General features: G+C 53.0%; 18 protein-coding genes. 13 read left to right on the top strand and 5 right to left on the bottom strand.

Annotated elements, in window-relative coordinates; all coding sequences use genetic code 11:
• Nucleotides 1-31: 31 nt before the first annotated feature.
• The 3 genes from F5984_RS05955 to F5984_RS05945 all read left to right on the top strand — a co-directional run bounded on the left by F5984_RS05955 (nucleotide 32) and on the right by F5984_RS05945 (nucleotide 2,225).
• Nucleotides 32-931 carry a fructosamine kinase family protein gene (locus F5984_RS05955; RefSeq protein WP_152123360.1) on the top strand — a complete coding sequence of 300 codons (900 nt, stop codon included), beginning with the start codon at nucleotides 32-34 and terminating at the stop codon, nucleotides 929-931.
• Between the two features lie 79 nt (nucleotides 932-1,010).
• A complete protein-coding gene (locus F5984_RS05950; protein ID WP_152123359.1) occupies nucleotides 1,011-1,772 on the top strand; it encodes an SDR family NAD(P)-dependent oxidoreductase in 762 nt (253 codons plus the stop codon).
• Nucleotides 1,773-1,904: 132 nt separating this feature from the next.
• A complete protein-coding gene (locus F5984_RS05945; protein ID WP_152123358.1) occupies nucleotides 1,905-2,225 on the top strand; it encodes a thioredoxin domain-containing protein in 321 nt (106 codons plus the stop codon).
• 29 nt (nucleotides 2,226-2,254) lie between these two features.
• On the opposite strand, the gene F5984_RS05940 is transcribed toward F5984_RS05945, so the two are convergent.
• The gene (locus tag F5984_RS05940; RefSeq protein WP_185155433.1) at nucleotides 2,255-3,847 is read right to left on the bottom strand and encodes a hypothetical protein; all 1,593 of its coding nucleotides are present in this window, start codon (nucleotides 3,845-3,847) and stop codon (nucleotides 2,255-2,257) included.
• 321 nt (nucleotides 3,848-4,168) lie between these two features.
• A complete protein-coding gene (locus F5984_RS05935) occupies nucleotides 4,169-4,411 on the bottom strand; it encodes a type B 50S ribosomal protein L31 (RefSeq protein WP_019989457.1) in 243 nt (80 codons plus the stop codon).
• Between the two features lie 496 nt (nucleotides 4,412-4,907).
• On the opposite strand from F5984_RS05935, the gene F5984_RS05930 reads away from it, so the two are divergent.
• The 9 genes from F5984_RS05930 (at nucleotide 4,908) to F5984_RS05890 (ending at nucleotide 15,555) form a co-directional block, all read left to right on the top strand.
• A complete protein-coding gene (locus F5984_RS05930) occupies nucleotides 4,908-7,379 on the top strand; it encodes a ribonucleoside-diphosphate reductase subunit alpha (RefSeq protein ID WP_152123357.1) in 2,472 nt (823 codons plus the stop codon).
• A gap of 260 nt (nucleotides 7,380-7,639) precedes the next feature.
• Nucleotides 7,640-8,206 (top strand): type II toxin-antitoxin system antitoxin SocA domain-containing protein, encoded by a 567-nt coding sequence (locus tag F5984_RS05925; protein ID WP_152123356.1) that lies wholly within the window; start codon nucleotides 7,640-7,642, stop codon nucleotides 8,204-8,206.
• Nucleotides 8,207-8,783: 577 nt separating this feature from the next.
• Nucleotides 8,784-9,809 carry a rod shape-determining protein gene (locus F5984_RS05920; protein ID WP_019989459.1) on the top strand — a complete coding sequence of 342 codons (1,026 nt, stop codon included), beginning with the start codon at nucleotides 8,784-8,786 and terminating at the stop codon, nucleotides 9,807-9,809.
• A gap of 146 nt (nucleotides 9,810-9,955) precedes the next feature.
• The gene (gene mreC / locus F5984_RS05915) at nucleotides 9,956-10,792 is read left to right on the top strand and encodes a rod shape-determining protein MreC (protein ID WP_152123355.1); all 837 of its coding nucleotides are present in this window, start codon (nucleotides 9,956-9,958) and stop codon (nucleotides 10,790-10,792) included.
• Nucleotides 10,793-10,863: 71 nt separating this feature from the next.
• On the top strand, nucleotides 10,864-11,370 hold the full coding sequence (locus F5984_RS05910) for a hypothetical protein (protein WP_152123354.1): 507 nt from the start codon (nucleotides 10,864-10,866) through the stop codon (nucleotides 11,368-11,370).
• A gap of 41 nt (nucleotides 11,371-11,411) precedes the next feature.
• On the top strand, nucleotides 11,412-11,825 hold the full coding sequence (locus F5984_RS05905) for a hypothetical protein (protein WP_152123353.1): 414 nt from the start codon (nucleotides 11,412-11,414) through the stop codon (nucleotides 11,823-11,825).
• A complete protein-coding gene (locus F5984_RS05900) occupies nucleotides 11,822-13,072 on the top strand; it encodes a metal-dependent hydrolase family protein (protein WP_152123352.1) in 1,251 nt (416 codons plus the stop codon). Before F5984_RS05905 ends, F5984_RS05900 begins: the two co-directional genes overlap by 4 nt.
• Before the next feature lie 202 nt (nucleotides 13,073-13,274).
• A complete protein-coding gene (locus tag F5984_RS05895; RefSeq protein ID WP_152123351.1) occupies nucleotides 13,275-14,561 on the top strand; it encodes a citrate synthase in 1,287 nt (428 codons plus the stop codon).
• A 418-nt stretch (nucleotides 14,562-14,979) separates the two neighbouring features.
• Nucleotides 14,980-15,555 (top strand): hypothetical protein, encoded by a 576-nt coding sequence (locus tag F5984_RS05890; protein ID WP_152123350.1) that lies wholly within the window; start codon nucleotides 14,980-14,982, stop codon nucleotides 15,553-15,555.
• 75 nt (nucleotides 15,556-15,630) lie between these two features.
• Here the strand turns inward: F5984_RS05890 and recA are convergent, their stop codons facing one another.
• On the bottom strand, nucleotides 15,631-16,716 hold the full coding sequence (gene recA / locus F5984_RS05885) for a recombinase RecA (RefSeq protein WP_152123349.1): 1,086 nt from the start codon (nucleotides 16,714-16,716) through the stop codon (nucleotides 15,631-15,633).
• Between the two features lie 171 nt (nucleotides 16,717-16,887).
• Here recA and F5984_RS05880 point away from each other — a divergent pair, with 171 nt between their 5' ends.
• The gene (locus F5984_RS05880) at nucleotides 16,888-17,454 is read left to right on the top strand and encodes a GNAT family N-acetyltransferase (RefSeq protein WP_152123348.1); all 567 of its coding nucleotides are present in this window, start codon (nucleotides 16,888-16,890) and stop codon (nucleotides 17,452-17,454) included.
• Between the two features lie 109 nt (nucleotides 17,455-17,563).
• On the opposite strand, the gene F5984_RS05875 is transcribed toward F5984_RS05880, so the two are convergent.
• Complete coding sequence (locus tag F5984_RS05875; RefSeq protein WP_152123347.1) at nucleotides 17,564-18,205, bottom strand: DNA-3-methyladenine glycosylase; 642 nt, start codon at nucleotides 18,203-18,205, stop codon at nucleotides 17,564-17,566.
• A 53-nt stretch (nucleotides 18,206-18,258) separates the two neighbouring features.
• On the bottom strand, nucleotides 18,259-20,730 hold the full coding sequence (gene thrA / locus F5984_RS05870) for a bifunctional aspartate kinase/homoserine dehydrogenase I (RefSeq protein ID WP_152123346.1): 2,472 nt from the start codon (nucleotides 20,728-20,730) through the stop codon (nucleotides 18,259-18,261).
• Nucleotides 20,731-20,736: the final 6 nt, after the last annotated feature.

The raw sequence follows: 20,736 nt of genomic DNA, 5'->3' as shown, positions 1-20,736 counted from the left end.
AGCCCGGTCTGAAACTCCAAACCACATCGGCATGACCTTTTGGGGAGATGAGCAATTCGCCTTTTTCGAAACTATTCTATTTCTGGCGCTTGGGCAGGAGGTACAGGTCATCGAAACGCAGTTTCTGTCGGGGGGCGACATTAACACGGCCGCGCAGGTCTTTACGTCCGAAGGGGTTTTCTTTGTGAAGTGGAACGAGCTGAGTCAACACGTCGATGGCCGGCACGATCTGTTCGAAGCCGAAGCTCGCGGTCTCGAAATCCTCCGACATACCGAAACCTTCCGCATCCCGGCCGTAGTGGGCTACGGGGAGCAACAGGGCAAAGCGTACCTGATTCTCGAATACCTCGATACGGGGCCGCCCGACACGCCCTATTGGGATGAACTCGGCCACTCGCTGGCGCTGATGCACAGCCACACCCAGGCCCGTTTTGGGTTGTCGTTCGATAACTACATTGGTAGTCTGCCACAGGCCAATACACCTACCGTCAACGGATTCGAGTTCTTTTTCGACCAGCGATTACTCCCGCAGGCTGGTATGGCCTTGTACCGGGGATTACTAGATAAGACGCTATACGATAAGCTATTGCGGCTACGTGACCGGCTCCCTGACCTGTTGCCCAATGAGCGGCCGGCCCTGTTGCACGGCGATTTTTGGTCGGGCAATGTGCTGGTTACGGAGGCCGGTTCGCCCGCTCTCATCGACCCGGCGGTGTATTACGGTTTCCGCGAGGCCGAACTGGCTTTCACCCGCTTATTTGGCGGGTTCGAGAGCCGGTTTTATGAAGCCTACCACGAGGCTTTTCCACTCTGCGACGGATTCGACGAGCGTGTCCCGATTTACAACCTCTACCCGCTGCTGGTACACCTGAACCTGTTTGGGTCGGGTTATCTGAGCGGTATTGAGCGGGTGTTGCGTAATCTGGGGTGAAGATTGCCGAAGCGGGGGAATGGCAACACGGATTTAACCCATCTTTTGACATCTTTGCGCTTAAACAAACTAAGCTCCAATGACTTCTTTTACGAATCAAATAGCGCTCGTAACCGGGGCCGGATCGGGTATTGGCCGGGCCACGGCCTTGGCCTTTGCGCAGGCGGGTGCCCGTGTCGTGGTATCCGACATTAATGACGAAGGAGGCCGCGATACCGTCGAGCAGATTACCCAGGCCGGGGGCGAGGTCGTTTATATCCGGTGCGACGTGGCCCAGCCTGAGCAGGTGCAAGCCCTTGTCGACCAAACCGTGGCCCGCTACGGGCGGCTGGATATTGGGATCAACAACGCCGGTATTGGTGGGCGCTTTGCCAAATTACTTGACCAAACCCCCGCCGACTTCGATCAGATGATGGCCGTCAACGTGGGCAGTGTGTTTTACGGCATGCAGGCTCAGATTCGGCAGATGCTCACCCAGCCCGAAGGAGGCCGGATTGTCAACGTGGCCAGTATTGCCGGGGTGCGTGGTATGCCCATGGGCGCGCCTTACAGTGCCTCCAAACATGCCGTTGTTGGGCTCACGAAGACGGCCGCGCTGGAGTATGCTCGCCAGAAAATTCGGGTCAACGCTATTTGCCCAGTCTACACGCATTCGGCCATGGTGCAGTCGCTGATTGATATAGCGCCGGGCATGGAAGACCGGATGCGCCGGGTAATTCCGATGGGGCGGTTTGGGGAGCCGACCGATATTGCTCAGGCTATTTTGTGGCTCTGCGCCGACGAAAACGCTTTCTGTACCGGGCAGGCCCTTCAGATGGATGGCGGCATGACCGCTGGCTAACCGAGCTACAGGGTAACAAAAATCAGTTTCGGGCCTGATAAAGATCAGGGTTTGCTCAAAAGCCGGTGAGTAATTTCGTACTGAGGATATTATGCGCTGCGCAAAACGCGGTGGCGTCAGACGGAACCATTCATGCATCCCGGTAATAGCGAGATACAACCCATACGGGTGCCGGCCAAATCGACCGTGTTGTTGATTTTTATGCCGCCCGACCGCACCGACTGGCAGCGTTCGCACCTGACCGATTGGGCCGAAGCCATCAAACAACGGTCGGCCGGGGCGCTGCGGGTGCTGAAAGTAGAACAGGCCAATCACCCCGAGGTGGTGCAGAGCTTTGATATTCGGCAGTTTCCGACACTGGTGCTGGTGCAACAGGGCACCGAACGATGGCGGCAGGAAGGGCCGCCCAACGAAATAACGATGGCCTTGCTCGACCGGCAACTCACCCAATAAGGGTAGTGCGGTTGGGCAAGGCCATTGGTTTACTGTTCTTCGCCTTCGAGCGGAGCAAAATCCTTGAATACCCGCTTTATGGCCCGGTCGGTGGCTTCTTTTTTGTTCTGCCAGCCCGCGTCAAGTTCGAGCGCAACCAGCCCGCTGATGTTCATCGACGCCCGGAAATCGTCGAGACGCTTGACAAACTCATTCGTCCGACGCGACGATTTGAGCGCAAACTCCCGCGCAAATACATCGCCCTTGTTCTGAATCTCGCTTTTCTTGCCCAGTACGTAGTTGTACCGGTCGAGCAAGTCTTTCATCGACTTACCCACCACTTCGGTTGCTTCGAGCGTACCCATGGTAAGTACGGCCGTACCACCCACGGCCGACACTAAACGTCCGTTTTTCTGGGCGTTGGGGCTTGTACTGGCGCCCGTAATGGCCGGGGTCACACCGGTTACGGCACCCAGCGAGGCATTGGCAACCGAGCGATTACGCTTGCCTTTTTTGGCCTTGCGGTAGCTGTGCTTTAGTTCTTCCTCCTTCTCGGCCATCTGCTCAATCAGGTTCCAGGCCGTTACCATCTGTTGCCGGTATTGGGCGTACAGGTACCGGTCTTTGGCTTCCTCATTGATGGCATTGACTACGGTAAACGTAATTCGGCGCTCGTCGCGGTTCTGCGCCTTGTCGAGCACGTAAAACGTCAGGGTGGTTTGCAGCGTATCATACGGGTCTTTCACAAAATCGTAGCCGGGTTTCCAGATAAACTCGTACTGATTGGGCGTATTCCGTACCAGCGCACTTTTCGGGATCGACTGGTTGTCGCTCAGAAAATCGAACGTGGCAATGTCTTCGTCGCCGTTGGGGTCTGACAGGTAAAACTTGAGGTTGACCGACGCGTTTTCGCGGAGCCGGTAGCGGGCTTCGCCCGGTACTACCTGAATATCGGGCGGCAAATCCATGAGGGTAGGTTCCACTTTTAGCCGGCCCTTAGTGCGGCTTTTGGCGGGCTGGTCTTCCACCCAGAATTCAATGTACAGCGGTTTTTCTTTCAGGCGGTTAAACTGATTCTGCGAGAGGGTCCAGCTCCATTCGCCCTGTGCCGTCAGCTTGGCTCCTTCGGGCATCTGATCGGCAATCGGGATAAACACGAGTGGGTCGCCGTCTTCGTCGCGTACCTGCTCGCTGTCGAGCTTGTACACGTTCTGCGTACGGTAGCGCACATAGAACGGGCGGAGTTCGTTAATTACCGGCGGCCGGTTCACATGCTGTACTTTCAGTTCGACGGTTTGCGTAGCCGACTCACCCGCCCGGTTGCGAACCTCAAACAACAGCGGTACGGTGCGGGTGGTCTGAATCCGGTCGGCCAGGTCGAAATCGGGTTTCCACGCGAAGCGCCCCGTTGAGTCAAACTGCATGCCATCCAGCCGACCCTGCGCGAGCGAATAGTACAGGCTGTCGCTTTTGCCACCGGTGGCTTTCAGCGTAAACCGCAGGGTGCTGCCTTCAGCCACCTCGTTCCAGTTGCCCGACGTGGGCAGCACCAGTTGCAGGGGCTTGCCGTCTTGCCCAACAGCCCGGATTGCCAGTAATAAACTAATCGAAAGAAAGAAGAAACGTCCAGCGGATAGAATCATGTCTATTAGTGTATAATGACGAACGCCCGATGTACGTAGACTGATTGACCTGATCTGTGTACACCCGACATGGGTCATTACATGCCCAAAACTTTAACGCAAAAGTAAGGCTAAGATTTTGCGATGCGGCTACGGCAGGGCCTAAATACTATTTTTCGTAGGTAAGTAGGGATAAGTTCGGGTATTTATTGAATTATTTGGATACGGTATTGAAGGGCTTTATCGAGAGAAGTGAGCTTTCGACAGGCTGGTTGTAAAACAAACCGGCCCCCAAATACATCAGATGTGTTTGGGGGCCGGTTGTATCGGAAAGCGTAATACTTACTTCGTACCGTAACGCTTGCGGAACTTGTCCACGCGGCCGGTCGTGTCGAGCAGTACGTTCTTGCCGGTGTAGAATGGGTGCGACTGCGAGCTAACTTCGATTTTCACGAGCGGGTAAGTCGCGCCTTCGAACTCGATGCTGTCTTTGGTTTGAACCGTTGAGCGGGTAATAAATTTGTAATCGCTCGACAGGTCGTGGAATACCACATCGCGGTATTCTGGGTGAATGCCCTTTTTCATGCTGTTATGCCAGTTTTTCGTGCTGCTTCTCGGTTTCCGACCGAAAAGGAGTGCAAAATTAGAGAGTTTTGGCTTGATCGCCAAGCTTTTGAAAGTATAATTCTAAAACATAGCCATACGCTAAACATGAGCAAGTTACGATTGGCTTTTTTAGGGTTTGTTCACTATTTTTCCACTACCGAACGACCTCGCAGCCTCTTCGCTCGGCACCACCTTCCTCTCGATCTCATAGCACTGGTATCTTTTTTAGGCCAAATACACGATAGGGTTTTGTAACTGACTAATAGTTAGAGCTTACCCTTTTGTTCGTGGGCAAAGAAGACTTTGACTTTTCAAAGGACTTCTTGTCTGGCCCAAGCTGCCACTCTGCTTTTGCGTACCTTTAACATTCCGTTAACACGAATTCAATTTTGGAAAAGCAGTCTTAAGTGCTTTTACCATTAAATAAGTGCTTTTACCATTAAAGTTGATATAAACCGAACAAAATACCACGCTCATGTTTGTAATTAAACGCGATGGCCGACGAGAGTCGGTGAAGTTCGACAAGATCACCGCCCGCATTGAAAAGCTGTGCTACGGCCTCGATGCCGCGTACGTACAGCCGGTCGAAGTCGCCATGAAAGTTGTCAATGGATTGTACGATGGCGTAAAAACCACCGAACTCGACAACCTCGCTGCCGAAACGGCGGCTTCGATGACCACCCGGCACCCCGATTACGCCATCCTTGCCGCCCGGATCGCCATTTCGAACCTGCACAAGGAAACCAATAAGTCGTTTTCGGGTACCATCAAAAAACTCTACCAATATGTAGATCCGAAGACCGGCGAAAACGCGGCTCTGATCTCGAAAGAGGTGTATGACGTGGTGCGGAAACACGCGGCTTTTCTCGACTCGACCATCATCTACGACCGGGACTATGGCTATGATTATTTCGGCTACAAGACGCTCGAAAAATCGTACCTGCTCAAACTGGATGGTCGCATCGCTGAGCGCCCGCAGCATATGCTCATGCGCGTAGCCGTCGGTATTCATATGGACGATATTGAAGCGGCCGTTGAGACCTACAACCTGCTGTCGGAAAAGTGGTTTACCCACGCTACCCCGACTCTGTTCAACGCGGGTACGCCCAAGCCGCAAATGTCGAGTTGCTTCCTGCTGACGATGAAAGACGACAGCATCGAGGGCATTTACGACACCCTGAAGCAGACCGCCAAAATCTCGCAGTCGGCTGGGGGCATTGGTCTAAGCATTCACAACGTCCGGGCTACGGGTACCTATATCAAAGGCACTAACGGAACCTCCAACGGGATTGTGCCCATGTTGCGCGTGTTCAACGACACGGCCCGTTACGTGGATCAGGGGGGCGGTAAGCGCAAAGGTTCGTTTGCCGTGTATCTGGAGCCCTGGCATGCCGACATCTTCGATTTTCTGCAACTGAAGAAAAACAACGGGAAAGAAGAAGTCCGCGCCCGCGACTTGTTCTACGCCCTCTGGACGCCCGATCTGTTTATGAAGCGGGTAGAAGACGACGACGTTTGGTCGCTGTTTTGCCCGCACGAGTGCCCCGGCCTGAGCGACTGCTACGGCGAGGAGTTTGAAGAACTGTACACCCGGTACGAGCGCGAAGGCCGGGCCCGTAAAACCATTAAGGCGCAGGACCTGTGGTTCGAGATTCTGCAATCGCAGACCGAGACCGGCACGCCCTATATGCTGTTTAAGGATTCGGCCAACCGGAAATCGAACCAGAAAAACCTCGGTACGATTAAGTCGTCGAACCTGTGTACCGAGATTATGGAGTACACCTCGCCCGACGAAGTGGCGGTGTGTAACCTGGCCTCGATAGCCCTGCCGAAGTTCATCAACCGGGGCGAAGATGGTATCCTGCGCTTCGATCACCAGAAACTGTATGAGGTAACGAAGGTAGTAACCCGCAACCTCAACAAGATTATCGACCTCAACTACTACCCCGTAGAGGAGGCCCGCCGGTCGAACATGCGGCACCGCCCCATCGGGTTGGGTGTGCAGGGACTGGCCGATGCGTTCATTATGTTGCGGATGCCGTTTGAGTCGGATGAAGCCCGCCGACTGAACGAAGATATTTTTGAAACCATCTACTTCGGGTCGATGATGGCTTCGATGGAGCTGGCGAAAGTAGACGGCCCCTACGAAACCTGGAAAGGCTCACCCATTTCGGAAGGTCAGTTCCAGTTCGATATGTGGGGCACATCGCCTAAGTCGGGCCGTTGGGATTGGGAATCGCTGCGGAAAGACGTTGTAGAGCATGGCGTGCGTAACTCGCTCCTGCTGGCTCCGATGCCGACTGCTTCAACCAGTCAGATTCTGGGTAACAACGAGTGCTTCGAACCCTACACGAGCAACATCTACACCCGGCGCGTATTGTCGGGCGAGTTTATCGTGGTCAACAAGCACCTGCTCCGCGACCTTGTGAAGCTGGGCCTCTGGAACGAGACCATGAAGAACAACCTCGTGTTGGCCAACGGCTCAATTCAGCAGATTCCGGGCATTCCGCAGAACATCAAAGACCTGTACAAAACGGTTTGGGAGATCAAGCAGAAGCATATCATCGATATGGCTGCCGACCGGGGCGCGTACATCTGTCAGTCGCAGTCGCTGAATATTCACATTCAGGACCCCAACTTCGGTAAACTGACGTCGATGCACTTCTACGCCTGGAAAGCCGGTCTGAAAACAGGTATGTATTACCTCCGTACCAAGGCCGCTACCGATGCCGTGAAGTTCACGGTGGTACAGCCGCAGGCCGAGGTGCAGATTGAGCCTGCTATGGCCGAAACCGCCCCCGTTGAGAAGCCGCTCGACTACGTTGGCTACGCCAAAGTACAGGCTGCGGCTCAACCGGTGCCGGTGGTGTCGGACACGGATATGGCCTATGCAGCTATGCAGTGCTCGCTCGACGACCCCGAAGGCTGCGAAATGTGCGGGAGCTAATAAACTGAAATAGTGCAAAAGGTTTGGGCTAATCTCAGTATTAGTTATTTATACAACGGTGCATTGATGAGCAGGCGAACCATTTTTTGTCTTATGGCTTAATTGACCATAGCTCCAATGTTCTTGTTGTCTAGTACTGAACAGGGTAACATTTTTTTTGTCAAGTGCTGATTTTGAGTTGGTTACGAAAAGCTACTTAAAAGTTTTGTTTGTAAGGAGATATGCGTAAAATTTGACAAAAAATATAATACCCTGGAGTCATGTCGTTCTTCGAGAATCCGTCTTTAGTCGATCACAAGACAAAAGAGCTACTGATCTATGTAGCTAGTAAGCTGCATAGTAGGCCAACTTACGGAGCAACAGTTCTCAATAAAGTACTTTACTTTATTGACTGTGAATCATACCTGAGAACTGGTAAACCGGTGACTAACTTCACCTATGTTAAGCTGGCTTCTGGGCCAGCACCTAAACCTACACAGTTTCTTTGTCTTATGAATGCTTTAGTAAGATCTGGGGATATCACGGAGGGAGTTACTGAAAGATTTGGTAAAACTCAAACACGACATATTCCTATGCGTCAACCTGTGTTGAGTCAATTTGATAGTGATGAGCTGGTCCTTATAAACAAAGTGATCAACAGTTTTTGTACTAAAAGTGCAGCAGACATCAGTAATATGACACATCAATTGATTGCTTGGAAATTTGCGCGCATCAACGAAGAGCTACCGTTCTTCACATGTTTATTAACTTCAAAACCCATATCAGAAGATGATATCCGATGGGCAGAAGATAGTATCTCTAAATTTGAACTTATGTCAAATAATTAGAGAGAATGTTTTCACTGAAAAGATTCGCCGACTAGAGAAAGAATACAGTCGTGTTGGAGAACTCGACGATGCAATTGATTGGGCACTTCAGCGCAACCCTAAGGCCTTTCAGGATTACGCAAATGGTTATTGTATTTGGCGTACAGAGGAGCTACCAGTAAGTGACATTCCGGCTCTCCTAATAGTATATAAATACATTGAGGAAGAGAATGTCGTAATTCTGATTGATGTCAGAGTGTTTGCTTAATAAAATCCGTTTTTAAGGATTATATCAAGAACCGACTCCCGGCTGTGCACAGGGCACAGCCGGGAGTTTTTTGTTGCCCGCCAGAATTGGACATCCCTCTCTGTTTTTGGCAACTGCCCGTTGACGAAATATTGTGCAGACCGGTTTAATACTTAATTTAAATTACTTGCCGGGACTACTTACCGGGCTCATACAACGCCATTTACCGCTTTCATTTAAAAACCATTAATTGACTGGACTAAGCTTCGGGAATTCTCTGGAATTATCTATACTTTTGCACTTTCTTACGAAAACCGAACGTACTTAAAGCGCCTTTGTAAAACGCCTGAAATGGGACTTTTTAATTTTCTAACCAGCGACATTGCGATTGACCTGGGCACGGCGAATACCTTGATTATTCACAAGGATCGGATTGTGGTGGATGAGCCTTCAATTATCGCAATGGATAAGGCCAGTGGTAAAGTGCTTGCAATTGGTCATAAGGCCATGCAGATGCACGAAAAGACCAACGAAAACATCAAGACCATCCGGCCGCTGAAAGATGGTGTAATTGCCGACTTTACAGCCGCCGAATTGATGATTCGGGGATTGATCAAGATGATCGACACCGGGAGCAAGCTCTTTTCGCCCTCACACCGGATGGTTATCTGCATTCCCTCGGGTATTACAGAGGTAGAGAAGCGGGCCGTGAAGGACTCCGCCGAACACGCCGGTGCAAAAGAGGTGTACATGGTGCATGAGCCCATTGCGGCCGCTATTGGTATCGGTATCGATATTACGCAGCCCAACGGTACCATGATTGTGGATATCGGCGGGGGAACCACCGAAATCGCCGTGATTGCCCTCTCGGGTATCGTCTGCGAACAGTCGATCCGAATTGCGGGCGACGTGTTTACCCGTGATATTGTCGATTATATGCGCCGGGAGCACAACCTGCTCATCGGTGAGCGGTCGGCCGAGCAAATCAAGATGGAAGTGGGGTCGGCACTGCCCGAACTCGACAACCCACCGTCGGATTACGAAATCCGGGGTCGTGACCTGATGACGGGTATCCCGAAAGAAATTAAGGTTACCTATAGCGAAATTGCCTACGCGCTCGACAAGTCTATCTCGAAGATTGAAGAAGCGGTGATGAAAGCCCTGGAGGTGTCGCCCCCGGAGCTGTCGGCCGATATTTACACCAACGGTATTCACCTGACGGGTGGCGGAGCCTTGCTGCATGGCCTCGACAAGCGTTTGGCGGCCAAAACCAAACTGCCGATCCATGTAGCCGACGACCCGCTCAAGGCCGTGGTGAAAGGAACAGGCGAGGTGATCAAAAACCTCGACCTCTACAAGTCGGTACTGATTTCTTAGTGATGAACGATGAGTGATGAATTTGCTGACGCATGATTACTCATCGTTCATCACTCATCATTAGAAAAATAGGTTTGGGCAACGGCTCAAACCTATTTTTGCATACATAGCAAAGCCAAACCGGACCGACTACCCGCCCGAACCATATGGAGCAGTTAGGATATTTTATTCTCCGTAGCCGAAATTTCATCTTGTTTGTGTTGCTCGAAGTCTTGTGCTTCTACTTCATCATCAACACGAATAATTACTGGAGTGCGAGCTTTTTCAACACCTCCAACGCGTATGCCGCCCGCATGTTGGCGTGGTCCAACGCGGCCCGTGAGTACACCGAACTGCACCGCGTAAACGCCGACCTTGCCCTCGAAAACGAACAGTTGCACGCCCAGCTGACGCGCCTGCAACAAGGGGCCCCGGCTGCCCCGGCTGCTTACAAGGCCGATTCGATCTTTGCCAATCGGTTTACCTACACGGTGGCTAAGGTGATCAACAACACCACGCAGTTTGCCAACAACTACATTACCATCGACAAAGGCACCGACGATGGAATCCGGCCGGGTATGGGTGTTATTTCGCCGACTGGTGTTGTAGGGAAGGTGAAACTCTGTAACCGCCATTTTTCGGTGGTGACATCAATTCTGCACTCTGAGTTTCTGGTTTCGTCGAAGCTCGTGAAGGCCGACGAAATTGGGTCAGCCAAATGGGATGGGGTAGACCCACACCGCATGAAACTGCTGGATATTTCGCGGTACAAGCCCGTCAACAAAGGCGACTCGGTTGTATCGTCGGAGTTTAACTCCACATTCCCGCCGGGTATTCTGGTTGGGCGGGTGCGGGGCGTGGGCGTTCAGCCCAACCAGACCTTCCACGATATTACGCTTGATCTGGCCACCAACTTCAGCAACCTGTCGTTTGTGTATGTCGTAGAAAACCGGCTTCAAAACGAGCAGGAGCAGCTGGAAAAGCAAGTTGAAAATGAGAAATAAGTAACAACGAACAACGAACGGATATTAAGTATCATTTGCTGTTCACTGTTCGTTGTTAATTGCCCACTGAAATGACCATTCGCGAGATCCTGAATTATACGTTTCTGTTTGTGCTGTACGTAGTGCTACAGATTCTGATTGTGCGCAACCTCGTTCTGTTCGACTATGCGTTTTGTTTTGTCTACATTGCCGCCATTGTGCTGTTGCCCTACGAGCTGAGCATGACCGCTTGTCTGCTCATTGCGTTTGGTACCGGTATCATCATCGACACGTTTTACAATACGCTCGGTATGCACGCGGCTGCCACTGTGTTGATGGCCTATTTTCGGCCGTTGGTGACGCGGGTGCAGATTGATCAGCCGGGGCAGGAGTTTCGATTGGGCCTCAGTTTGGGAGAGTTAGGCACGGGCACGTTTTTCCGGTATGTGCTCACTATGGCCTTCATTCATCACGCGGCTTTGTTTTTCATCGAAGCCAGTAGCCTGACGCTCATCATCCCGACGCTTATCCGTACGGCAGCCAGCGCCGTACTCACGTCGGTTAGTATTGTGTTGATTCAGTTCTTTACCCGAAACTAAAACCCTCAACGGTCGGGTGGTGTCCGACGTTGCTAAACTCCATGCGCAATCCCTTTTTTTACGTGCTGCTTCTGGTGCTGGTCGTGCTGGATGCCTGGCTCCTGGCCAACCCCAACCTCATTGGCCGGGTAGGCGTGTTTTTGTTTGAATACGATTACATCAGCACGTTTCCACGGGCGTTGGGTACGGTAGCCGGTGTGACGGCCGTTGCCCTGTTGCTGGGCGGAGCAGCCCGTCGGTTTTTCAAGCGACCCATCGCCATCATTATTCTGGCCATGCTGACCATTGCCGGGCTGATCTGGCTGGTGCAGAGCGTGGGGCAGTTTACCACCGGTGTGTATAAGCTGACAGGTGCGGGCTTCAAGGCCGGTGCCATGTTGCTGCCGGGGCTGGTCGTGCTTGTATTTGGGAAAACGTTTTACGACGCCCTCACCCAAAACCGCGGAATCCGTTGAAATCCTATTTGATACTGGCGTTGTCGCTGCTGATTGGGGTAGCGAAGGCACAGTCGGTCGTACTTCGGCCCGATCGGGTATTTGATGGGGAAGTAATGCGCGAGGGTTGGGCCGTACGGGTCAGCAATGACCGGATTGAAGCCGTAGGCCCTGCGGCCGAAATCCGGGCCGAGGGTGCCCAACTGATCGATCTGCGTGGCACGACGCTCATGCCCGGTCTGATTGAAGGACACTCGCATCTGTTGCTGCACCCGTACAACGAAACGCCCTGGGACGATCAGGTACTGCGCGAAGCCCGCAGCGAACGCGTTGCCCGGGCCACCGTACACGCCCGCAAAACCCTGTTGGCTGGCTTCACGACGGTTCGGGATCTGGGTACCGAGGGGGCCGATTACGACGATGTGGGGCTCAAACAGGCCATCGATAAAGGTATTATTCCGGGGCCGCGCATGGTGGTAGCCACGCGGGCACTGATTGCCACGGGCAGTTACGGTCCCAAAAGTTTCAGCCCCGATATTGAGGTGCCGCAGGGGGCCGAAGAGGCCAACGGACACGATCAGTTGATACAGGCTGTTCGGCGGCAGATTGGCAAAGGGGCCGACGTGGTGAAAGTCTATGCCGACTACCGCTGGGGCCTGATGGCCGACGCCCGCCCTACGTTCACTCTCGACGAGCTGAAGCTGATGGTCGAAGTAGCCGCGAGCAGTGGCCGGGCGGTGGTGGCACACGCCGGTACGGCCGAAGGCATGCGCCGGGCTATTCTGGCTGGTTGCCGCACGCTGGAACATGGCGATGCCGGTACACCCGAAATTTTTGCCTTAATGAAAGAACGCGGAGTGGCGCTATGCCCCACCCTGGCCGCTGGCGATGCCGTGAGTCAGTACCGGGGCTGGCGAAAAGGGCAGGAGCCTGAGCCGGAGCGAATTCGTAACAAACGCACCACGTTTCGGCAGGCGCTCGATGTCGGCGTTACCATTTGCTTTGGGGGCGATGTGGGGGTGTTTGCCCATGGCGATAACGCCCGCGAGCTGGAGATGATGGTCGATTACGGCATGGCACCCCTTGCGGTACTCCGTTCGGCTACGTCGGTCAATGCGGATGTGTTTGGCCTTACCGACCGGGGCCGTGTGAAAGCCGGGTTGCTGGCCGATCTGGTGGCGGTGACTGGTAACCCCGTGCAGGAAATGGGGGCCGTTCGGCGGGTAAAGCTGGTAATGAAGGGTGGTAAGCTCGTAACTACGCCATAAGCCGTAAACTTAGCCTCCGGTTTTTGTGTTTCTTCAGAATAGAGTAGACCTAAAACGGAGATTTTACGGATACAAAAAGCCTTCGGGTTTGTTTTTGCCTTAATTTCGCCGGTCGAGCTGTGGGATGACCTACAGAGGTCTGCTCTCGCATTGATCAGTGCATTAATCCGTTAAACCTGAATAGCTTACCGAACTGAATTTTATGGCAAACGTCGCTGAATTACACGTTGATGGCCAATCGTATCAGTTTCCCACTTTGGAGGGAAGCGAGCACGAAAAAGCAATCGACATCTCTAACCTCCGTGACCAAACGGGTTTCATCACGTTAGATAAAGGGTATAAAAATACAGGAGCCACGCAAAGTGGGATCACGTTCCTGGACGGAGAAGAAGGAATTCTCCGGTACCGGGGCTATGCCATCGAAGAATTAGCGGAGAAGGCAAGTTTTCTCGAAGTGGCTTACCTGCTCATCTACGGTGAACTCCCAACCCAGGACCAGTTAACGAAGTTTGAAGCGTCGATTCGTCGCCACACGATGGTGAACGAAGATATGCGCAAGATTTTTGAAGGCTTCCCGGTCAACGCGCACCCTATGGGCGTGCTGTCGTCGCTGGTGAGTGCTATGAGTGCTTTCTACCCCGATTCGTACAACGACAAGCTGCCCGATCAGACCGATCTGCACATTGTTCGTTTGCTGGCCAAACTGCCAACCATTGCTACCTGGTCGTACAAAAAGTCGCAGGGGCACCCGGTCAACTACCCTAAAAATTCGCTCGACTACTGCTCAAACTTCCTGCACATGATGTTTGCGCTGCCAGTTGAAGAATACACCGTTGACCCGGTAGTCGCTGAAGCGCTGAACGTTCTGCTGATTCTGCACGCCGACCACGAGCAGAACTGCTCAACCTCAACGGTTCGTCTGGTTGGTTCGTCGCGGGCAAACCTGTACTCGTCTATTTCGGCGGGTATCAATGCCTTATGGGGGCCGTTGCACGGTGGTGCCAACCAGGAAGTAATCGAAATGCTCGAAGACATCCGCAACGATGGTGGTGACGTAGCCAAGTATATCGAGATGGCGAAGAATGCCAAGCAAACGGGCTTCCGTCTGTTCGGTTTCGGTCACCGGGTGTACAAAAACTTTGACCCACGGGCTAAGATCATCAAAAAAGCGGCCGACGACGTGCTGAACAAACTGGGCGTAAACGATCCGGTTCTTGAGATTGCCAAAGGTCTGGAAGAAGCCGCTCTGAACGACGAATACTTCATTCAGCGTAAACTGTACCCGAACGTTGACTTTTATTCGGGTATCATCTACCGCGCGTTGGGCATCCCGACCAATATGTTTACGGTTATGTTCGCTATCGGTCGTTTGCCGGGCTGGATTGCTCAGTGGAAAGAGATGCGGGAGACTAAAGACCCAATTGGTCGGCCGCGTCAGGTGTACACCGGCTCGCCCCTGCGGTCGTTTGTACCCATCACCGAGCGGTAAGAAGTCGCTTTTTAGTAATAAGAAAAAACCCCGGCTAAAGTGCCGGGGTTTTTTGCTGGTTAACAACAAGCCTGTATCACCCCTGATTCGGCCTGTTGCCAGGTAAATTGTATGTCATATAAAGTCTGAATATTTCACAGAGAACGTACCGAAACTGATTTGCAGAGGGAGCAAATAACCCAACATTCGTACCGCCGATCTGGGCGTTTTTTATAACCGGTTTCAATGAGGCTTGAAGGTATATACGGGGTATGTGAGGGGATGGATTGCAGAAAGCCGAAAAAGTTTAAAATTTTTTCGGCTTTCTGATTTGCCCAGACTGCAGGGCTTGAACACGCTATAGCTACCGTTTATCGAAAAAAATGTGCTTCAGGGGCAGATTGGCCGTCTCAATACGCGTATCGCCAACCCATTATTCATGCAATTCTCTGTGCGCGCCCTGCCTTTTGTTTGCCTTTTTATTTTATCTGGCTGTCTGGTCAAACAGGTAAAGCCCAGGCCACCATCGGCGTATTCGGCGCAGTATTGGGGGAATGTATCGGGAATGCGTAATGGGCGGGCCCTGCAAAATCCGCGCATTTGGGCCACCAGCCGAACCCCCTGCAACGACCATGCTTTCGATGTGTTTATTACTGAGTTCAATGACCAGGGCGACGAGTTGCTGACGTTTACGCTCGCTAACATCCCCAAACGGGCCTGTACGCTCAGTCGGTTCAAAACAGACTACGCCAACTTGTTCTGTGCGACCGATACGGTTGGCTCAACACTTACCGCCAAAATGTCGGTTGGCTTCAGCAGCACGTATAAACCGGGGCGTTGGGGAAACGGGCTTACTATCGTCTCGTACGATTCACTCAAGGGTGAAATAAAGGGCCGTTTTAGGCTTTCTCTGGTGGTTGACAGCCGACTGTCGGGTCACTCGCCCGATAGCATTCGAATTGAGCAGGGGGAGTTTGTAACGAAACTACGAGGGGCGGGCGGTACGTATCGCTAATGGAGGCTAACTCGGATAACCAAAAAGGCCGGAAACGTTCGTTTCCGGCCTTTTTGGTTATGATAGGCGTTCGGCTTACTCGTCGCCCTCGCCGTCGTCTTCAGCGCCACCAATCGGATCGAGAAGGGCGTTTTCGTCTTCGTTGATTTTAGCCCGAATCTTCGCTTCGATTTCACCCATCAGTTCAGGGTTATCGAGCAGAAGTTCCTTCACGGCGTCGCGGCCTTGTGCCAGGCGGTTGCCATCGTACGAGAACCACGAGCCGGATTTCTTCACGATTTCCATCTCTACAGCCAGGTCGAGAACTTCGCCAACCTTCGAGATACCCTGTCCGTACATAATGTCGAACTCAACTACTTTGAAGGGCGCAGCGAGTTTGTTTTTCACCACCTTCACCTTCGCCCGGTTGCCCACTACATTGTCGGCACCTTCTTTGATCTGACCAATCCGGCGGATATCCAGACGAACCGATGCGTAGAATTTAAGGGCGTTACCACCGGTTGTGGTTTCTGGGTTACCAAACATCACCCCGATTTTTTCGCGCAGCTGGTTGATAAAGATGCAGCAGCATCCCGTTTTGTTGATCACGCCCGTCAGTTTCCGCAGGGCTTGTGACATCAAACGGGCCTGAAGACCCATCTTGCTCTCGCCCATTTCGCCTTCAATTTCAGCCTTGGGAACGAGGGCCGCAACCGAGTCGATCACGAGAATATCAATAGCACCCGAACTGATGAGGTGCTCGGCAATTTCGAGAGCTTGCTCGCCATTGTCGGGCTGAGCAATCAGGAGGTTTTTAGTGTCGATACCCAGCTTCTCGGCGTACACGCGGTCGAAAGCGTGTTCGGCATCAATAAAGGCAGCAAGGCCACCGTTTTTCTGAGCCTCAGCGATGCAGTGCATCGTCAGCGTGGTTTTACCCGATGATTCAGGGCCGTAAATTTCAACGACACGCCCGCGCGGCATACCGCCAATTCCGAGCGCCAGATCAAGACCCAGCGAACCTGTCGAGATAACCGGAACATCCACAACCTTGCTTTCGCTCAGCCGCATTACCGTTCCTTTGCCAAAGGCTTTGTCAAGCTTCTCGATGGTTGTTTGCAGTGCTTTCAGCTTGTTCTCTGTCGCACTGGCTGTGGCTTGCGCCATGTCTGTTTTAGCCATTTGTTGTATTTGATTAAGCTTATAAAATTACGTTTTTTTATTCGGTTTACCAAATGATTTCCGAAGATATTTGCAGTGGGTCAACCCTACCTGAAAAGCCCGTTTTTGGCCTGTTTAGGACGGTTATTGGCCTGTTTTGATACGTATACGTATAGATTAAAAAGTAATAAAATGGTACAAATAGACACTGCTCGCACGGAGGCCGATCTGGCGGGTATTTTAGCCTTGCAGGCCGAGAATTTATCGCGTAACCTGCCACTCGAAATACAGCAGCAACAGGGCTTTGTCACGCTTCAATATACCCTCGGCCAGATGCAGCAAATGCATGAGTTAGGCCCCAGCGTCATTGCTAAAGATGGTGACCGGGTGGTAGGGTATGCCATTACGGCCATGCCCGGTGCGCGGGCCTTCGTGCCGGAGTTGGAAAGTCTGTTTGCGTTGCTCGATGCGGTGCCTTACGAGGGACGAATGCTGAGTACGTACCCTTACTATCTGGTTGGTCAGGTTTGTGTTGATAAAGACTACCGGGGGCAGGGTCTGTTCGACCGTATGTACCAGAAACACCGGGCCGTTTACAGCGACCGGTTTCGGTTGTTTATCACCGATATATCGGCGCGAAACACGCGTTCGCTACGGGCTCATGAGCGAGTTGGATTTCGGGCTGTGCATTCGTTCCATGAGCCAGCCGCTGCCGAAGAGTGGGTTGTGGTAGTGTGGGACTGGAACGGTGAACAGTAAACAATGTATAATGTACAATGAATAATGCGTAATGAATAATGAATAGACGCTGGAAGACGGTTGACGTGTCAGCCCATCATACAGTATTCATTACGCATTATTCATTATCCTACTTCTTGCTTACAAATCGGTTGCCCTTGATGTAGTACCGGTAGGGGAGATCGGCACCGTGGGTGATGCCAATTCGGGTGGTCGTAACCATGTCGAAGGTATCCAGTACGGGTGGGGTAATGCTCACCGGCCCCGTCACGAGCGAGCTAAAGTTGTGCTCCGGCCGGCTGATACCGAGGGCGATCACGAGCTTGCCCGGCCCATTACAGAGGTTACGGAACCCTTCGGGTGTTGTGCCGTCGATCGTATTGTTGCGGTAGCGGGCAAATCCCGTTTTGAAGGCTTCGTTACGTCGGTACGCCATCAGGTCAATACCGTCGGTGGGTTCGAGGGCGCGGATCAGGACAGCCTCACCCACGCCCGCCGGGCCAGTTACCACATTGATGCAGTGATAATGGTTGTAAATCTGGTACACATACAACGTACCTGCCGGGCCAAACATGGCGGCATTGCGTTTGGTTTCGCGCCGGTAAGCGTGGCAAGCCGGGTCGCCGGTGATATACCCTTCTGTTTCAACGATGATACCTGCTGTACGGCCTTCAGGGGTTGTATGTACCAGTTCGCAGCCCAGCAGCCGCTGCGCCAGCGTGAGGGTGTCATGATCCTGATAAAACGAGAGGGACAGTTTTGTGAGGGACATAAAAACAATCGGGGTCTTGCTACCTATAACAGTTGGCAAGACCCCGATTGTTTCTACCCCAGATAACTACCAATACTCACCATATCGGCAAATACACCTGAGGCCGTCACTTCGGCACCGGCACCGGGGCCTTTGATCACCAGCGGCCGGTCTTTGTACCGCTCCGTGATAAACGAGATGATGTTATCGGCACCGGAAAGGGTATAAAACGGATGGTCGGCCCCGACCGAGCGTAGTTCTATGGTTACCTTACCGTTTTCGAAGGTGGCCACGTACCGCAGCTTTTCGCCCTTGGCCTCGGCCTCGGTGAGCAGGCTCTCAAAATACGCGTTGTTGGCGTCGAGCTGCTCAAAGAACGCGTCGATGGTGGGGGCGTCGAGGCAAGGTTGGGGCAACAGGTTCGTGATGGTTACGTCGGTTGGCTCCAGGGCAAAACCAGCTTCGCGGGCCAGAATCAGAATCTTACGGCCTACATCCTGCCCACTCAGGTCTTCGCGCGGATCGGGTTCGGTATAGCCTTTCTCTTTAGCCTCGCGCACCACGTCCACAAACTTTTTCCCCGATTGGAAGGTGTTGAAAATGTACGACAGCGTACCCGACAGGATAGCCTCGATTTTGATGAACCGGTCGCCGGCGGTCATCAGGCCCTGAATCGTGTTGATAATGGGCAAACCTGCTCCCACGTTTGTTTCGTACAGGAATTTGACGCCCCGGTTCAGGGCCGTGCGCTGCAACCGGCGGTACTCGGCATACGAACCCGAATTGGCTACTTTATTTGGCGTCACGACCGACACGTTGGCGTCGAGCAGGGAGTCGTAAAACTGCACAATGTCTTTGTCCGACGTACAGTCGATAAAAACCGAGTTGGGGAGGTTATATGACTTTATTTTCTCCACAAAAGCCGGCAACGAAGTAGTGACGCCCTCGGTCAGTTGCCGCTCGCGCCAATCGTCGAGGTCGATGCCCTTCGGGTCGAGCAGCATCTTTTTAGTGTTCGAAATACCCACCACGCACACCTTGAGCATTTTCTCGTTGCGGAGGTACTCGAACTGACTCCGAATCTGGCTCAGCAACGTTCGGCCAATAAGACCCGTACCCACCAGAAACACGTTCAGAATCCGGGCTTCGGACTGGAAAAAGACGTTGTGCAGGGCGTTGAGCGCCTTCGAAATGTTCGTCTTGGCAATGACAATGGAGATATTGATCTCCGACGAGCCCTGCGCGACGGCCACAATATTGACCCCGTTTTTACCCAGTACCGAAAATAGTTTGCCCGCAATACCCGACGATTTGCGCATGCCTTCGCCCACGGTGGCAATAATCGACAGGTCGCGCTCGATGGTGATGTTGTCTACGTGCCCGCTGGCGATGTCGGCGGCAAACTCTTCGTCCAGAATCGTCTTTACCCGGTCGGCTGCGCGCGGGTCGATGGCGAAACAGATGGAATGTTCCGATGAGGCCTGCGAAATGAGAATCACGCTGATGCGGTGCTCGGCCAATACGCCAAACAGCTTGGCCGAAACGCCGGCTACGCCAATCATGCCGGAACCCTGCACGTTGACCAGAGCCACGTCGTCGATGCTCGAAATACCCGTGATGGTGTACTGACGGCGGTCGGCATTGCGGCTGACCACCGTGCCCGGATGCGCCGGGTTGAACGTGTTCAGCACCCGAATCGGGATGTTGCGCGCAAACGCAGGTTGCAGGCTGGGCGGATAGATCACCTTGGCACCAAAGTGGCTCAACTCCATGGCCTCGGCGTAGGTGATGGTAGGGATGTTGAAGGCGTTGGATACCTTGCGTGGGTCGGCGGTCATCATGCCGTCGACGTCGGTCCAGATTTCGATCAGGTCGGCGTCGAGTGCGGCCCCGATAATGCTGGCCGTGTAGTCGGAGCCACCGCGCCCGAGGGTGGTGGTTTCGCCTTTTTCGGTGGAGCCAATGAAGCCCGTAATCAGCTCAATGCTGTTGGAATTGGCAAAATAGTCGCGGATGAGCCGATTGGTAAGAGGGTAATTCACTTCGGCCTGCCCGAACTGGGCATCGGTTTTGATCAGGTTGCGGGCATCGCAGAACCGGGCCGACAAGCCCCGTGACCGGATGCACTCCGACATAACCAATGTGGATAAACGTTCGCCGAAGCTCGTGATGAGGTCGTGCGTACGGGCCGACAGCTCCCGGATGAGCGAAACGCCCCGCAGCAGGTCTTCCAGCTCGTTGATGACGCCCCGGATGTTGGCAAACACCTTGCTCTGTTCCTTGACCGGAATAAACGCTTTGACGACGTTGAAGTGCCGGTCTTCGATCCGGCGTACCAGATCGAGGTAGTCCAGACTGCCGTTGGCGGCCATGCGGCCAATTTCGATCAGTTGATTCGTGACGCCCCCCATGGCCGAGAAGACCACGGCAATGTTGCGGCCTTCGGTCGACTCAGTACCGCGCGATGCATCTTCAATGATCTGGATAACCTGCTTTATGCTCTCAACGGAGCCTACGGACGTGCCGCCAAACTTTAAGACATTCATGAACGG

The sequence above is a fragment of the Rudanella paleaurantiibacter genome (genome assembly GCF_009184635.1).
GTDB classification, from domain to species: domain Bacteria; phylum Bacteroidota; class Bacteroidia; order Cytophagales; family Spirosomataceae; genus Rudanella; species Rudanella paleaurantiibacter.
Note: the sequence above shows the minus strand (reverse complement) of the source record. Positions and strands in the feature narration are given on the sequence as shown.

What these genes read in the sequence shown, in the direction of transcription:
- F5984_RS05945 (WP_152123358.1), top strand. Translation starts at nt 1,905, where the DNA reads ATGCATCCCGGTAATAGCGAGATACAACCCATACGGGTGCCGGCCAAA.
- F5984_RS05910 (WP_152123354.1), top strand. Translation starts at nt 10,864, where the DNA reads ATGACCATTCGCGAGATCCTGAATTATACGTTTCTGTTTGTGCTGTAC.
- F5984_RS05925 (WP_152123356.1), top strand. Translation starts at nt 7,640, where the DNA reads ATGTCGTTCTTCGAGAATCCGTCTTTAGTCGATCACAAGACAAAAGAG.
- recA (WP_152123349.1), bottom strand. Translation starts at nt 16,716, where the DNA reads ATGGCTAAAACAGACATGGCGCAAGCCACAGCCAGTGCGACAGAGAAC.
- F5984_RS05935 (WP_019989457.1), bottom strand. Translation starts at nt 4,411, where the DNA reads ATGAAAAAGGGCATTCACCCAGAATACCGCGATGTGGTATTCCACGAC.
- F5984_RS05880 (WP_152123348.1), top strand. Translation starts at nt 16,888, where the DNA reads ATGGTACAAATAGACACTGCTCGCACGGAGGCCGATCTGGCGGGTATT.
- F5984_RS05940 (WP_185155433.1), bottom strand. Translation starts at nt 3,847, where the DNA reads ATGATTCTATCCGCTGGACGTTTCTTCTTTCTTTCGATTAGTTTATTA.
- F5984_RS05930 (WP_152123357.1), top strand. Translation starts at nt 4,908, where the DNA reads ATGTTTGTAATTAAACGCGATGGCCGACGAGAGTCGGTGAAGTTCGAC.
- F5984_RS05895 (WP_152123351.1), top strand. Translation starts at nt 13,275, where the DNA reads ATGGCAAACGTCGCTGAATTACACGTTGATGGCCAATCGTATCAGTTT.
- F5984_RS05875 (WP_152123347.1), bottom strand. Translation starts at nt 18,205, where the DNA reads ATGTCCCTCACAAAACTGTCCCTCTCGTTTTATCAGGATCATGACACC.
- F5984_RS05920 (WP_019989459.1), top strand. Translation starts at nt 8,784, where the DNA reads ATGGGACTTTTTAATTTTCTAACCAGCGACATTGCGATTGACCTGGGC.
- F5984_RS05955 (WP_152123360.1), top strand. Translation starts at nt 32, where the DNA reads ATGACCTTTTGGGGAGATGAGCAATTCGCCTTTTTCGAAACTATTCTA.
- mreC (WP_152123355.1), top strand. Translation starts at nt 9,956, where the DNA reads ATGGAGCAGTTAGGATATTTTATTCTCCGTAGCCGAAATTTCATCTTG.
- F5984_RS05950 (WP_152123359.1), top strand. Translation starts at nt 1,011, where the DNA reads ATGACTTCTTTTACGAATCAAATAGCGCTCGTAACCGGGGCCGGATCG.
- F5984_RS05890 (WP_152123350.1), top strand. Translation starts at nt 14,980, where the DNA reads ATGCAATTCTCTGTGCGCGCCCTGCCTTTTGTTTGCCTTTTTATTTTA.
- thrA (WP_152123346.1), bottom strand. Translation starts at nt 20,730, where the DNA reads ATGAATGTCTTAAAGTTTGGCGGCACGTCCGTAGGCTCCGTTGAGAGC.
- F5984_RS05905 (WP_152123353.1), top strand. Translation starts at nt 11,412, where the DNA reads ATGCGCAATCCCTTTTTTTACGTGCTGCTTCTGGTGCTGGTCGTGCTG.